This is a genomic window from Synechococcus sp. R55.4 (genome assembly GCF_047461935.1).
GTDB lineage: Bacteria > Cyanobacteriota > Cyanobacteriia > Thermostichales > Thermostichaceae > Thermostichus.
The window spans coordinates 1-15004 of the sequence record NZ_JANSIF010000024.1 but is presented as its reverse complement, the minus strand read 5'-3'; the positions used below and the strand labels follow the sequence as shown (position 1 = coordinate 15004).

11 protein-coding genes are annotated in these 15004 nt (G+C 59.1%); 3 read left to right on the top strand and 8 right to left on the bottom strand.

Translation table 11 applies throughout. The features are described 5' to 3' along the window. The first annotated feature begins 2 nt into the window (after positions 1-2). Positions 3-536 carry a universal stress protein gene (locus NW842_RS07215; protein WP_414343284.1) on the top strand — a complete coding sequence of 178 codons (534 nt, stop codon included), beginning with the start codon at positions 3-5 and terminating at the stop codon, positions 534-536. 4 nt (positions 537-540) lie between these two features. On the opposite strand, the gene NW842_RS07210 is transcribed toward NW842_RS07215, so the two are convergent. The 5 genes from NW842_RS07210 to purM form a co-directional block, all read right to left on the bottom strand. Further along, positions 541-2001, bottom strand: coding sequence for a DUF4340 domain-containing protein (locus NW842_RS07210; protein WP_414417766.1), 1461 nt, complete (start codon positions 1999-2001; stop codon positions 541-543). 14 nt (positions 2002-2015) lie between these two features. Next, positions 2016-3575: a GldG family protein gene (locus tag NW842_RS07205; RefSeq protein ID WP_414417765.1), complete on the bottom strand. Its 1560-nt coding sequence runs from the start codon at positions 3573-3575 to the stop codon at positions 2016-2018. Between the two features lie 47 nt (positions 3576-3622). Next, complete coding sequence (locus NW842_RS07200) at positions 3623-4408, bottom strand: ABC transporter permease (RefSeq protein WP_414343288.1); 786 nt, start codon at positions 4406-4408, stop codon at positions 3623-3625. Then, on the bottom strand, positions 4405-5415 hold the full coding sequence (locus tag NW842_RS07195; RefSeq protein WP_414417764.1) for an ABC transporter ATP-binding protein: 1011 nt from the start codon (positions 5413-5415) through the stop codon (positions 4405-4407). The genes NW842_RS07200 and NW842_RS07195 overlap by 4 nt, the downstream gene beginning before the upstream one ends. Positions 5416-5630: 215 nt before the next feature. Further along, entirely contained in the window at positions 5631-6695 is a 1065-nt protein-coding gene (gene purM, locus NW842_RS07190) for a phosphoribosylformylglycinamidine cyclo-ligase (protein ID WP_414417763.1), read from the bottom strand. 144 nt (positions 6696-6839) lie between these two features. On the opposite strand from purM, the gene NW842_RS07185 reads away from it, so the two are divergent. Beyond that, entirely contained in the window at positions 6840-8006 is a 1167-nt protein-coding gene (locus NW842_RS07185) for a septal ring lytic transglycosylase RlpA family protein (protein WP_414417762.1), read from the top strand. Here NW842_RS07185 and NW842_RS07180 read toward each other — a convergent pair whose 3' ends face one another. The 3 genes from NW842_RS07180 to NW842_RS07170 form a co-directional block, all read right to left on the bottom strand. Next, positions 8007-9017, bottom strand: coding sequence for a response regulator (locus NW842_RS07180; RefSeq protein ID WP_414417761.1), 1011 nt, complete (start codon positions 9015-9017; stop codon positions 8007-8009). Continuing rightward, entirely contained in the window at positions 9014-11935 is a 2922-nt protein-coding gene (locus NW842_RS07175; protein ID WP_414373685.1) for a PAS domain S-box protein, read from the bottom strand. The genes NW842_RS07180 and NW842_RS07175 overlap by 4 nt, the downstream gene beginning before the upstream one ends. A gap of 299 nt (positions 11936-12234) precedes the next feature. Beyond that, a complete protein-coding gene (locus NW842_RS07170; protein WP_011433256.1) occupies positions 12235-13233 on the bottom strand; it encodes a ribose-phosphate pyrophosphokinase in 999 nt (332 codons plus the stop codon). Positions 13234-13352: 119 nt separating this feature from the next. Here NW842_RS07170 and NW842_RS07165 point away from each other — a divergent pair, with 119 nt between their 5' ends. Beyond that, positions 13353-14885, top strand: coding sequence for an ABC transporter ATP-binding protein (locus tag NW842_RS07165; protein ID WP_414373682.1), 1533 nt, complete (start codon positions 13353-13355; stop codon positions 14883-14885). Positions 14886-15004: the final 119 nt, after the last annotated feature.

Genomic DNA, 15004 nt, shown 5'->3' with positions numbered 1-15004 from the left:
ATATGTTCAGCAGGATTTTGGTGGCAGTGGATCGGTCGGAGCTGAGCCAGGGAGTATTTCAAAAGGCCGTCCAAGTGGCCAAGGCCATGCAGGCCCAGATGATGATTCTCCATGTTCTGTCTCAGGAAGAGCCGGGCGCCCCAGAGCCGCCGATGATCCTGGGGGTAGATTACAGCTCCACCATCAGCGCCGAGCTGTGGCAGTCCTACCGGGAGCAATGTGCCATCTTCGAGCAAAACCAGATGGACTACCTGCGCTCGCTGGTGGAGAAAGCGGCTGAGCACGGGATCCGCGCTGAGTACACCCTCAACTACGGCAACCCCGGTCGGGTCATCTGCGATCTGGCCCGCTCTTGGGATGCGGACTTGGTGGTGGTGGGCCGCCGCGGCCACTCCGGCCTGAGCGAGCTGTTTCTGGGCAGCGTCAGCAACTACGTGCTGCACCGCGCCCCCTGCTCGGTGTTGACGATACAAGGGGAAGCCCTGAAAAAAGCAACCCAAACCGCGGAGGAGAAGACAGCTACCTCTGCTGGCTAAGGCTCTAGGAACTCGGGGGCGAGGGGGTGGAAGGCGGTTGCTTGAGTGGGGCGGAGTCCTTGCTCTCCGGCTGGCCTTCCAAGAGGCGATTCACTTCGGTTTCCAGGCTGTTGAAGGTGCTCAGCTCGATCACGGCAATGTCCGGCTGGCGGCTGCTTTGCACATAGGCCCGCAAGCCAGAGGAGGCCAAGCTCAGGGCCAAGGGATCCTGCTCGGCGTCGGGTTTGGGCTCAAAGGTCAGCCGTAGGTCCGGATCAGACAACACCCTCTGGGCTTCTGCATCAGCTTGTTCCACAAACTCTTTGGCGCGGGCAGCATTTAGGCTGGAGAACAGAGAGCTGAGATCCACAGGCTGGCCCGGCTGCTCCGGGTTTTCCCAGCGCAGCTCCAGGGATCCCTTCTCCTGCGGCAGAGGGTTAAGGGTAACCCGCTCCCCCAGCGACTCCAGGGTCACTTGACCTACCTGGTTGGGATTGAGGCGGGCAATGCGGTGATCCCGCAGCTCTTCCAAGTCAGAGCGGAGAATATCGGCGGTGCTGGTGAGCAGGGTGGCCACTGCCGGGTGCTCAGAGGTGATGACGTACACCTGGCCATCTTTCTTCGATCCCAAAGCGACGTTCAGGGTTTTGCCGCCCTCCAGCTCCACCGTCAGGCGGGCGGAAGGCTGCTCCAGGCCATAGGGGGCGAGCTCGTCTTTGGTCTCGGCGGGGAACTCCACGGCTTGCAGGCGAGACAAAGTATTGAGCAGACGATCGACGTTGAGGTCATCGGCAGGCAGCTCGCGGGGCTGGACAATCTGCCAAGTATCGTCTTGCCGCTGCAGGCGAACAACTTCCGGCTCCGCCTCTGCCAACTGCACTTGCAGGGCTTTCACCTCGGCTGTATCAAACTGAAGCAAAGTCTTGTCCCGCAAAGCCAAGAGAGAGGGCAACAGGGATCCCTTCTGGGCACTGCTTAGAAGCACCACCTGTCCCCCTTCGGGCTGGGCGTAGAAGCCAGAGCCGTCGAAGTTGTCGTTGCCGATGGCTAGGCGGTAGGGATCCCCTTCTTTGGGGAAAAGGGCAATTTGGTGTCGCGGCTGATCCAGGCCAAAAGCGGCTAGGTCGGTGGCCCCCTCTAGGGTGATTTGGGGAGTGAGGCGGGAGAAGGTGTTGAGCAACTGCTCAATGGGGAAGTCCAGCGCCGCCGACTGGATGGGACCGACGATCCGCCAGTGGGATCCCTCTTCTTCTGGATTGCGCTCCAAAAGGATTTCCAAGTACTCCGCACCGCTGCCGCGAACAGGTTCCCCCTCTTTCTGTTGGCGGATTTCAATGCGGGCGATGGTGTCGGTGGCAAAGTGGAACAGCCGCGCTCGCTCCGCCTGTTGCTCCTGGCGCAGTTGCTGGATGTTGTCCAAGAGGAAGTAGCCCAGCAGACAGGCCACCGCCAAACCCAAAAGAACCCAGGTGGTTCGCTTGAACATACTGGACTCTCCTCCTACCGTCTTTGCCACCACAGGGCAGCTCCGGAACCCAGGGCCGCCAAGGGCAAAAGGACCGTCGATCCCAGCACCAGCCAGCGGAAGTTTTGACCGGTCAGGGTGAGACGGCGATCCGTGATGGATTTGGGGCGGATGGAGATCTGCTCCGTTTGCTCAGTCAGCCAGTTGAGGGTGTTCAAGAAGAGATCCCGGTTGCCCTGCTGCCGCAAGTTGCCGTTGAGGGCAAAGTTGACATTGCCGATCACCACCAGGCGGGCCTCCTGCGGGGATCCTGTGTCGGCCTGGTCGGCGTCCAAACGGCGGGTTAAAGCAACACCCAAGGTGAGGGGGCCGGGCTTGTCCTGATCCGGATCGAATTGCAAGGGGCCACGTTCCAGCTCAGGACTGGTCTCCCCCCAACTTTGCGGGCCGGTGCGCAGCAAGGGCGTGGCTTGGATCCCTTCGCGGGCTTCGGTTTCCACAGAGCGGGCCAGGGGGAACAGGGTCATTAGCCGCTGGGCCGCCAAGGGGGCGGTGATGGGGTGATCCCCGTAGGTAGTAACCAGGGCAACCGCCGGCCCTGTCCCCAACAGTTGGCTGACGCTGCTCACCTCAATGAGGATGTCATCCCCCAAGACCACGCCCCACTCTTCCAGCAAGGGATCCAGGCCAGCCTCCACCCGCGGCCCGATCAGCAACAGCAGCCGTCCGCCTTTCGCCAGATAATCCTGCAGTTTCTCCACCTCGCCGGGGAACAAAGCCCGCTGTGGCCCCGCCAGCACCAGGACATCCGCCTCTTCTGGGATCCCCGATTGCACCAAGTTGAGGGGCTCTACCCGATAGCCTTCCTGACCCAGGGCTGCCGCCGCCTGGGCCAGAGTTGGAGTACCTTCCCTCGCTTCCAGCCCCACTTCCCCGTGCCCTTGCACGAAATAGGCCAGCAACTCCCCTCGGTTGACCACTTTGGACAGGACGGGGGTCAGTTTGCTCTCCAGATCAGGGGCAGGGGGCTGAGGCAGTTGTTGCCGGCTTTCTCCGGCCTCCACCACCAGGGTGTTGTTCTGGGTCACCTGCAGCCGCTGAATGGTCAGGGGATCCCGGTTGGGATCCACAAACTCAAACTGGAAGCGGTTGGGGTTGAGGCGGCGATAGCGCTCCAGTTGTTCCCGCAAGTTGGGATCCGGCGCCGTGGTTGCCACCCAAACTTTGACCGGCTGCGCCAATCCCTGCACCAATTGCCGGGTTTGGGGCGACAGGGTAAACAGACCCTCCTCAGTGAGATCCAGCCGCAGGTCGTAGCGCACCGCCACCACATTCACCAGCACCAGAATGACGGCCATCGCCGCCGCCGCCACCAGGATGTTGGCGTTGGTCTGGGTGGAACGCAAACCGAGGAAGACCCCCACCTCCTGCCGGTGGGTGATGCCCCAAGCCACCAGCAGGGCCAAACCTGTTGCCAGCATGCTCAGGGGCACAGCCGTCCAACCGGTAAAGGCGGATCCCACCACCAGGCCAATGGCGATGACGCCGATGCCCAGGATCCCTGTCCAGTCCTTTAACGCGCGCCAGTCCTTCATAATGCTCCGCACCGCTGCCGCAAACACCACACTCCTCCCATCTGACCCTAGCTCTGTTGCCAGCGCAGGCTTTCCACCGATTGCACCGTGGCAAACAGCCCCAGGACGATGATGCTCAAGAAAAGAATGAGGCTGCTGCTGCTGAGGATCCCTTGCACCCAGTTGCTATATTGCTGCAGCAAAGACACATGCCGCAGCGTCGCGGCAATCCAGTTCTCCTCCTGGCCGGCTGCCGCGTCGATCACCCAGAGCAACAAAATCAAGCCAAAGGTGGCCACTGCTGCGATGAGGGTGCTGTCTGTCAGAGAAGAGATAAACAACCCCAAAGCCATAACGCTACCCGCCAGCAGGGTTAGGCCCACATAACCCATCAGGGTCAGGCGGTAGTCCACTGCCGGGTTGGCGCTGCTCAGCACCAGCACATGGTAGACCAGCGGCGGCAGCAGCAGCGTGATGAAAAACACCCAGACCGCCAACCATTTGCCCAGGGCCACCTCCAAGTTGGTGATGGGAGAAGTAGCCAGCAGCTCCATCGTGCCTCGCCGCCGCTCCTCGGCATAGGAACTCATGGTGAAGATGGGCAATAAGAAGAGAGAAAGAGTGCCCAAGAGGTTGAGAAACTGCTGCGACAGGATGGTGGCGGCGTCAAAAGGGTTCTCCTGGCCGAACTGGGCGAAAAGATCCACCTGCTGAGAAAAGCTGATCACCCGCACCAGAATATTAAAGAAGAAAAACCCCGCCAGTCCCCAAAACACCGCGGCCACCACATAGGCAATGGGGGAGGTGAAGTAGCCGCGCAGCTCTTTGCGAAAAATGGCAACCACTCCGTTCATGCCGCTTCCTCCAATGCGCCCTCAGATCCCTCTTGCGTAGTGAGCTGCAGGAAAATCTCTTCCAAAGAAGCCTGCGGGCGGCCTATCTCGTAGAGGTCGATCCCTGCCTGCACCAGCACCCTGGCCACCTCCGGGATCCAGCCGTCCGCGGCAGCGTTGCTCTTGAGCTGCACCTGCCAGCGGGAGGGATCCGCCGCCAAGGGCTGTAGGCTCACCACCTCCACTTGGGGCAAAGGCTGCAGGGCCGTCCGGATGGCCATTGCCTCGATTGCCCCCACCACCAGCTTTGCCTGCTGCCGATCCTGGAGCTGGGCTGTCAGCTCGGCAGGCGTGCCAATGGCCGCCACCTGGCCGCGGTTGATGATCACCACTCGGTCGCAGGTCATGCTCACCTCGGGCAGGATGTGGGTGGAGAGGATGATGGTGTGCTCCCCCGCCAGGCTCTTGATGAGCTTGCGCACCTCGATAATCTGCTTGGGATCCAGCCCAATGGTGGGCTCATCCAGGATGATCACCGGCGGGTCGTGAACCAGAGCTTGGGCGATGCCCACCCGCTGCTTAAACCCCTTGGAGAGCTTGCGGATGAGGGTGTGGCGCTTTTCTTCCAGGCTGCACCGCCGGATCGCCTCGTCCACCCGCCTGGGCCGATCGCCAGCGCTGACCCGCTTGATCTGGGCCACAAAGTGCAGGTACGCCTCCACCGTCATGTCGGGGTAGAGGGGTGGGTTTTCCGGCAGATAGCCAATGCGCTGCCGCACCGCCATCGAGTTTTCGTGAACATCAAACCCGGCCACCCGCGCCGTCCCCTCGCTGGCAGGCAGATACCCGGCCAAAATGCGCATGGATGTGGTCTTGCCGGCTCCGTTCGGCCCCAAAAACCCCATGATCTCGCCGGCGTTCACCTGGAAGGAAACATCGCGGATGGCAGTGAAGCTGCCGTAGGTTTTGCTCAGATGCTCAACTTCGATGGCACCCGCGGTTGCACGAGCAGTGGGTAAACCTGTCATCAGCAACTCCTAACCTAGAGGGTCAGCAGCGATTAGCAAACGGTCCAAGGCCGAGTTACCCCTATTCCCAAAGAGGACAAATGTCGGGAAGCAGGCTCGGGCAAGAAGGCGGGCAACAGCGCTGAGGCCACATGCCAACTTAGCATAGCGACGGCGAGGATGAGTCGAGGGAACTGGGATCCCTTTCCCCCTTTTGGTGGGGATCCATCGGTTGGCTAGTCGGCAGGGCTTGTGAGGGATCCCCACTGTTCCAGTCCCAGAACGCGGCTCTCCCCTGGATTGGCTGCCACCACCTCCCCAATGGGGAAGGCTTCGGGGAGCAGGGATCTCACCTGATTTTCCGCCTCAGGGGGGATCACCAGCACATAGCCCACCCCCAGGTTGAAGGTGCGGAACATCTCCAAGGTCTCCACCTGGCCCTGTTCTTGGAGCCAGAGAAACTCCTGTGGGATGGGCCAGCTATGGGGCTGCAGCCGCGCCGCCTGGTTGGGGGCCAAACAGCGGGGCAAGTTTTCCGGGATCCCGCCGCCGGTGATGTGGGCCATGCCGTGGATGGCGATCCCTGCTGCCTGCAGCCGCTGCACCGCCTGCACGTAGATGCGGGTGGGGGTGAGGAATACTTCCGCCAAAGGCCGATCCCAGCCGGGAGGCCGGTGATCCCAGCGCCAACCCCGGTCGGCCACAATCCGCCGCACCAAGCTGTAGCCGTTGCTGTGTAGGCCGCTGCTGGGCAAAGCCAACAACCGATCCCCAAGCTGTACCCGCGACCCATCCAGAATGGCCGCCTTCTCCACAATTCCCACACAAAACCCGGCCAGGTCGTACTTCCCAGGGGGATAGAACCCCGGCATCTCCGCCGTTTCCCCCCCCAGCAGTTGGCAGCCCGCCTCCTGGCAGCCCGCCAAGATGCCGTCGATCACCTGCAACAGGGCTTCCGGCTCCAGCTTGCCGGTGGCCACATAGTCCAAGAAAAACAGCGGCCGGGCCCCCACCGTCAGCACGTCGTTGACGCACATCGCCACCAGATCAACACCTACCCCCCGGTGCTGACCCCACTGCTGGGCAATGTCCAGCTTTGTCCCCACCCCATCGGTGCCCGCCACCAACACCGGCGCTTGATACCCTGTCGGCAGCTCAAACAGGCCGGCAAAGCCGCCGATGCCACCCAAGGTTTCTGAAGAACCTGAAGACGGAATTTGAATCCGTTCAACGCGCTCGCGGATCCCCCTGACAAAGGCGTGGCCCAGATCGATGTCAACCCCTGCTGAGCGGTAGTCCAAAATGCCGAAACCCCTTATGCTATCAAGACTTGGGCTTTTGTGCCCGACTGTGCAAACTGGTCAACTCAGAAACCTATGGTACATTAACTTCTGTTTTAACCGTCGCCTTGGAAGTTGTACAGGATTGGAGAGGAGCGCGGCCTCATGCGAAATTGGAAACAGCTTGGACAGGGACTGGATCCCGCCCGCAAAATGGGCTTGGTCAGCTGTCTCTGTGTCACGGCTTTGGGCTTGCCGGTAGGCATGTTGGGCGGCTTGACTTCGCGAGCACAAGCCTCGACGCGAACCGGATCCCCCAACACCCGAGCAGCAGAGCTGTCACCTGCATCCAAATTGCCCCCCCCGGCCACCCCTTCCCAACCCCTCCCTGCTGCCGCAGCCCCAGTCAGAACGCTGCCGAGAATTCCCCAAACCTCTATCTCCGACCACAAAGGTCTTGCCCCTGCCAAACTGGGTACCCTGAACTTGGATCCTTCTTTGAACCGAACTCGCCAGGCAATCCCGCACCGCCTGGAAGAGGATCCCATTCTCAAGATCGGCGAGCAACGGCAGCAAACCAGCCAGCCCATCTCCACCCTCTACGACTATCAGATGGACGGGCAACAGGTGGTTACTGTCTATGTGCGGGATCTGCCCATTGTCAGTTTTGTCGAGCACCCTGGGCTAGAACCACCGCTGATGCGGGCCAGCACCCTTGTGGCCCAGCTCAACCAAATGGCCCAGGGATCCCTGAAAGACACCACCATCACCTTAGGTTGGGCAGATCTGGAATTGGCCGAACAAGGCTTGGGTGTTCCTCTCTACACCATTCAGGTCAACAACAAGGAATTGCTGCGCATCGACGCTGGAGTGCTGTTGATCGACAACCAGCGCCCGGTGGATGTGGCTGTTTTGGCTGCCAATCGTCTGCGCCGTCTGCTGCTCGATGCCCCGCCCATTGCAGCTCCGGCCCTGCCCCAGCCGGCTGCTCTGACCGCCAAAGCCGCTGTTGCAGGTTCCAAGCCGAAAACAGCCCCTCAACAGGAACCCGCCCCTGTCCGCGTGGTTGGGCCTGTGCAAGAGGGCATTGCTTCTTGGTATGACCTGCACCCAACCCGCCATGAGATGACGGCTGCCCACCCCACCCTGCCCTTTGGCACCGAGGTACGGGTGACCAACCTGAAAAACGGACGCCAGGCTGTCGTGCGCATCAACGATCGCGGCCCTTTTATCCCCGGTCGGATCATCGACCTCTCCCTGCGGGCGGCAGAGGTGTTGGGGATGGTGCGCTCGGGGCTGGCACCTGTGCGGGTGGAAGTGCTGCAACGCTAGCTAGGGCACGGGCGAAAAGCGCTTGGAATCGGGGGAATAGCGCCAAGAAATGCCGTCGGGATCCCGGCTGCGGCTCCACTCCGGAAACCCGGTTTTGAATTTCCAGTAGGTAATGGCGGAAACCACCACCCCCAACCGTTCCGCCAACTGAGTCTGGTTGAGGGGGCGCAGCGGTGCCCGTGGCGCTGTGGCGGCAGTGGGGCTGGGTGCGGGGGCAGAGCCTGCCGACTCTTGGGGGGCCGTGGCTGCAGGGGTGGGCGCTTCCTCCTCCAACCGGTGACTACGGCTGGGCTCCTGGGGACGCAGCAGGCTGAACTGGCTCAACAGGCCAACATTTTCCAGGTTTAAAAGATTTTCCAGGTTAGAGGTTTGGTGGATCAGCTCCAGCTCACGGCGAAACTCATCCTCCAGCACCTGCAGATAGTGCTCCCGCTTCTGCTCCGACTCGGCATCCTTGAGCAGACCCAAGGCAAAGCTGAGGTTCGAGAGGGGCTCGCTCAGATCCTGCAAGAATTTCTTGAACAGAGTGCCCTTCACGTCCGTGAACTGCTGCAGCTGCTGCAGTTTTTGCCGCAGCTCTTCGATTCTTTTTTCTTCCAGCTTGCGGTTCTCGAGGCTCTGGCGGTGGTTGTGCAGGGCAATTTCAATGGTGGTGTAGAGTTCCCGCTCTTTGAAAGGCTTGATGATGTAGCCGAAGGGCCGGGTCTCCTTGACGCGGGAGAGGGTGTCTTCGTCGGCGTAGGCCGTCAGATGCACCACCGGAATGTTGAAGCGCTCGGTGATCCGCTTGGCGGCTTCTATGCCATCGATATCGCCTTTTAGGACGATATCCATCAAGACCAAGTCCACCGGCATCTCTTCCAGCCTTCGGATTGCTTCTTCCCCGGAAGAAGCAATGGCGGGCACAGCGTAGCCAAATTTTTTCAGAACGTTGGCAATGTCCTTGGCGATGATCTTCTCGTCCTCGACGACCAGAATACTGCCTTTGACAAGGGGTGGAACTCTCTTCAAGGCTCGCTCCTCGGAAAGGTAATGATGAAAGTAGTACCCGATTTGCTTCTCAATTGTATCTTGCCCTGTAGCTGATCGGTGAGGGTTGCAACCAGTTGTAAACCCAGAGATTGAGTTTCCTTGAAGTCAAAGTTCGGGGGCAAGCCAATGCCATTGTCGGAGACTCGCAACTGAGTATATTTGCGGGTTTGGCTGAAACAAACCTCTATCTCTCCACTGCGGCCCTTCGGGAAGGCATACTTGAGGCTGTTGGTCACCAACTCGTTGATGATCAGGCCACACAAAACTGCATCGTCGAGGTTGAGGCGGATCCCTTCGGCACGGATGCTGGCGCGAATGCTCTCGGGGTTCACCCCGTAGGAGTGAAAGAGGTTGGAGATCAAATTGTGCAAGTACTGCTTGAGATCCACAGCGGCCAGATTGTTGGATTGGTACAGACCTTCGTGGATCAAAGACATGGCTTGAATACGGCTGCCGGCATCCTTAAAAACGCGGGCGTACTTGCGGCTTTTGATCTGGTCAGCTTGGAGCCGCAGCAGGCTGGAGATAATTTGCAGATTGTTTTTGACGCGGTGGTGAATCTCCCGCAGCAGAACTTCTTTTTCCTGAAGGGCGGCCTGGATCTGCAGCTCTGCCCGTTTTTCTTCGGTAATGTCTTCACAAATGCCGATGATGAAGAGGTTTTTGCCCTCGGGATCCCGGACTGCAGAGACCGCCAGGCGGCACCAAACCACCTTTCCGCTGCGGTGGATGTAGCGTTTTTCCAGATGGTAGCGATCCCGTTGGCCGTTCAAAACCTCCTGGAAAAGGCGCCAATCTTCCTGAATGTCTTCTGGATGGGTGAGGTCGCAGAAGCTCATGCGGGTTAGTTCGGCGGCACTGTAGCCCAAGATCTCTTCCAGAGCAGGGTTCACTTTTAGGTAATGGCCCTGGTGATCGACGATGGAAATGCCCAGGGCCGACTGCTCGAAAATGCCCCGCAAACTCAGCTCGCTTTGGCGAAGGGCTGCCTCAGCTTGCTTGCGCTCGGTAATGTCCAAAATCTGGCTCAGAAAGTAGCTGGGATCCCCTTGGGCCGTGCGCACCAGGGTGATGCGAAGAATGGCATAGACTATTTGGCCGTTCTTGTGGATGTAGCGTTGTTCCTGTTCGCACTGATGCACCTGGCCGGCCAGCAGGCGGTTGCTGTTTTCCAGAGTGGTGGCGATGTCGTCGGGATGGGTGATGTCGAGGACGGTTTTCCCTTTGAGATCCTCCAGGGTGTAGCCCAGGGTTTCGGTAAAAGCGGCGTTGATTTGCAAATAGGTGCCATCCAGGTGGGTCATGGCCTTGGCAATGGGGGCCCATTCAAAGGATTGGCGGAAGCGTTCTTCACTTTCTTTGAGGGCAATTTCTGCCTCCACGCGGGCGCTGATGTCGATCACCTGGTTGAGAAACTGGGTGGGCTGTCCTTCCTCGTCGGTGAGCAGGGTGGCCTGAAACAGCACATGAACAACCTGACCGGAACGATGGGTGTAGCGAATCTGGCGCTGGCTGACGGAGACCTTCCCCGCCAACAAAGCCTCATTGGCCCCCAGCAGTGGGTTGACATCTTCGGGGTGGAGAATGTCCAGTTGCTGCCGATGCTTCAATTCTTCGGGGGTGTAGCCGACAATCTGGGCAAAGGCATCGTTGACCTGGATAAATCGCCCCTGCAAGTCCACAAGGGCAATTCCATTGGGGGCCAGCTCAAAAATCTGCCGAAAATGGTTGGCGCTTTGTTGCCAGGCTTGCTCTATACGACGCCGTTCGGCTTCCAGTTGCTTGGACTCAGTGATGTCTTCGACGATCCCTGCCACCCGATAGATTTTGCCCTCTTTGTCGGCGATGGGAAAAGTGCGTTCCCGCAGCCAAATCAGGCGGCCATCGGTGCGATAAATGCGGAAGACGACATCGGTGGATTTGCCCTCCGATTGGGCTTTGAGGATGGTGGGGAACAACCAGCGATCGTCGGGGTGGATTTGGCGCATCCAGGCTTGGGGGTTGGCGTAGGCCTCTTCGGCGGAAAGGCCCCAAATGGCTTCACAGGCTGGGCTGACGTAGATCAGCTCTTTGCTGTAGAGTGTTGTGATCCAAAACAGTTGCTGCGTATTCTCTGCCAGTTGCAGAAAACGATGCTCGCTCTCTCGGCGGGCCTCTTCCAATTGTTGTTGTCGTTCTTTCAGTTGACGGGATGCTGTGATGTCGGTAACAAATCCTTCAAAATAGAGGGGATCCCCTTGGTCGTTGTAGATGGTACGGGCATTTAAAGAAATCCAAATTAGCCTGCCATCTTTGCAGCAGACTTGGTGTTCAAAATTCACAACTTGACCTTCTCTCAGCATGCGCTGGATGAATTCGGCTCGTTGCTCCGGATCGCTATAGATTTGGGTGCCAATATCGGAGACGTTGTGCATCAAATCCTCAGGGGATTCGTAGCCGAAAATATGGGCCAAGGCCGGGTTGGCAACCAGATATTTGCCCTCTAGGGTGGTTTGAAAAATGCCTTCGACGGCGTTCTCGAAGATCTGCTGGTAGCGGGCAGCAGTGCTGCGGCTGTCCTGCAGTTGGGATTGGAGCTGCTCGAGGGTTTGCCGATGCTCCTGGGCTTGGAGAAGAATGTGCTTCAGGCTGAGGGCAACGAGGTCAATCTGTTCCCGTTCAAAGGAACTCAGTTGGCGAGGATGGCAGTCAAGCAGGTGCAGATCGGCCAACCGGATCCCCTGCTCAGTTTGCAAGAGAAAGGACTCATGAAAAGGCCATTGCTCAGAGCCGACATCGGGGTTGAAAGGTTCTCCGGCTGGGATCCCTTGCGGATCCCGGTAGAGGATCCCTTTTGAAGGCGAGTGGGGATCGGATCCCGGCTGGGCCAGTTCTAGATAGACCAAAGGTACCTTCAACAGTTGACCCAGTAATTGCAACAGCGGGTACAGCGCTGTACCCAGTTCGGTTTGAAGGGACTGCCCTTCCCTGGGAGCAGTCCGCGGGAAAGCAAAACCGTGCACAACGGATCTTGGCGAGCGAGAAATGGGAGGTGACATGGGAAAACCTGGCCGAGGAGCTGGCTCAACCCAGTCCATCACGACGGATCGGGGGTGCCTGGTTGGGCTGATCTCCACAGGGAAAAGGAGCAGGCGCACCCATTCTGCACCCACTCTACTCTAGCGATACTCTGGAGAAACTTACTTTGAAACTTACTTTAGTGAAACATGCTGCTGACGGAGCTATCTTCATGGATGCGCCAGATCGCTTCCCCCAGCACATTGGCTACCGAGAGAACGGTTAACTCGGGAAAGTGCTGCTCTGGAGGGATAGGGATGGTGTTGGTGACGATCACCTCTTCAAATAGACCACCCCGCAGGCGTTGAATGGCCGGCTCAGAAAAAACAGGATGAATGGCGCAGGCATAAACCGCTTTGGCTCCCAGCTTGCGCAGCAATTTTGCCCCTTCCGAGATGGTGCCTGCGGTATCGATCATGTCATCCACAAGGATGGCAGTTTTCCCCCGCACATCCCCAATGAGATTCATGACTTCCACATCGTTGTGGGCTTGGCGGCGCTTGTCAATGATTGCCAGAGGGGCTTCCTTGAGTTTTTTGGCAAAGGCACGGGCACGAGCCACACCCCCCACATCGGGAGAGACGACCACAATGTCTTCGTCGAGCAAGCCCTTTTCCTTGAGGTAAGCCTGTAATACCGGCTGGGCGTAGACGTGGTCGAGGGGAATGTCGAAGTAGCCTTGAATCTGGGCCGAGTGCAGATCCATAGCCAGCACGCGGTGAGCTCCCGCCTGGGTAATCATGTTGGCCACCAGCTTGGCGGTGATCGCTTCTCGGCCTGCCGTTTTGCGGTCGGCACGAGCGTAGCCGTAGTAAGGCAAGACGGCGGTGATCTGCCGGGCAGAGGCACGGCGACAGGCGTCAATAATGACCAGCAGTTCCATTAGGTGGTCGTTGACGGGGCGGCAGGTGGGCTGCACCAAGTAGACATCGGCACCCCGGATCGACTCTTGGATTTGGATGTACAGCTCGCCATCGGCAAAGCGCTTGCGCAACATCGGGCCCAGATCCATGCCCAAGTAACGCGCCACCTCTTGAGCCAGAGCCGGGTTAGCGCTGCCTGAGAAGATTTTGAGGCGGTTGCTATCCGAGATGGGTGGCAGGGGGGAAGGGCGGAGAAGAGGGGCAGGGCGAACCACAGATCGATGCTGAACTCGTCCGCAGCCAACGCCTAACGGCGAGCTGTCGCTATCGTAGCACCAGCACTTGCAACCTCAGCAACTGTATTCTTGGGGATTTTCTGGGGAGGCAGGTTACTATGAGCAGAATGAAGGTCGAGCTGCTGCACATCCACAAGCGTTTTGGGGCGGTACAGGCGAACCGCGATGTGTCCTTACGGGTGGAGGCGGGCACGATCCACGGCCTGCTTGGGGAGAATGGGGCCGGCAAAAGTACCTTGGTCAAAATCCTGAGCGGCTTTCTGCGCTGCGATCAGGGGGAGATTTGGATCGATGGGCAACCGGTTCGCATCGACAGCCCTGCAGCGGCCATTCGCCTGGGCATTGGCATGTTGCACCAGGATCCCTTGGATTTTCCTTCTCTGACGGTGCTGGAAAACTTTATTGCCGGGCAACGAGGGCGCTTGGGTTTGGGGCTGCGAGAAAGCCGGAAACGTCTTGAGAAAGCCTGTGAAGAGTTTGGTTTCAACCTCAACCCCGATGGAGCCATCGGCAGCTTGACGGTGGGGGAACGGCAACAACTGGAAATGCTGCGGTTGCTTTCCCTGGGGATCAACACCTTGATTTTGGATGAGCCGACGACGGGCATTTCTGCAGCGCAAAAAGATCTTTTGTTCGCGGCTCTGAGAAGGTTGGCGGAGCAGGGCAAATCGGTGATCTTCGTCTCCCACAAGCTGGCCGATGTGGAGTGCCTTTGCGATCGGGTGACGGTGATGCGGCAGGGGGAGGTGGTGGGGGAGCTGCCTGTTAGAGGTGAGGACATTGCCCTGCTGGAACAGCGGTTGATCGATTGGATGTTCGGGCGGGAGTTGGCACCCCCGGCTCGGCCCCATTCTCCGCAAAGGAGGGCGGATCCCCTGTTGGAGTTGCGCTCCCTGGTGGTGCGGCATGAGCCGTTTGCCTTGGCTTTGCCAGATCTGGCGGTGCAGCCGGGGGAAGTGATTGGGTTGGCTGGTTTGGAGGGCAGTGGGCAACGCTCTTTCCTTCTCACCTGTGCAGGGTTGTTGCCGCCCAGGCGGGGCCAGATCTTGTTGAGGGGGCAGGAGATGACAGGCCGTCCTTACGTCGACTACCTGCGCTGTGGGGTGGGGTTTTCTCCGGCGGATCGGCTGCGGGAAGGGCTGATCCCCGGCCTAACGTTGCAGGAGCATTTTGCCCTCCAGCAGCAGGATCCCTGGATCAACTGGGCTCTGGCCCGTCAGCAGACCCAAGCGGCCATCGAACACTTCAGCATTCGGGGTCACCCCTACAGCCGGGTGGAGCAACTCTCGGGGGGCAACCAGCAGCGCAGCCAGTTGGCTCTCTTGCCCACACCCCTGAGTCTTTTGCTGATGGAGCACCCAACGCGAGGGTTGGACATCGAGTCGGCGCTGTGGGTCTGGGGGCAATTGCTAGAACGCACCCAAACGGGTACAGCTATTCTTTTTGCCTCTACAGATTTGGACGAGATCCTGCTGTACAGCAACCGGGTGATGGTGTTCAGCGGCGGACAGGTCTCGGAGCCCATTCCGGCGGCGGAGCTCACCGTTTCACGCCTGGGACAGATGATGACGCTTCCCGTCTTGCGCAGCACTCACAGCAGCGAGATCCCAGGGATCCCGACTGAGGTTTAGAGGGCTGGTCGCATCAGCAGGAACTGACACTCTGCCGGAGCAAGAGCATGACTCTAGTCAATAATAAGCTCAACTATACTGAAAATAATGTATAATATGTTCAGTACGGATTACTACCA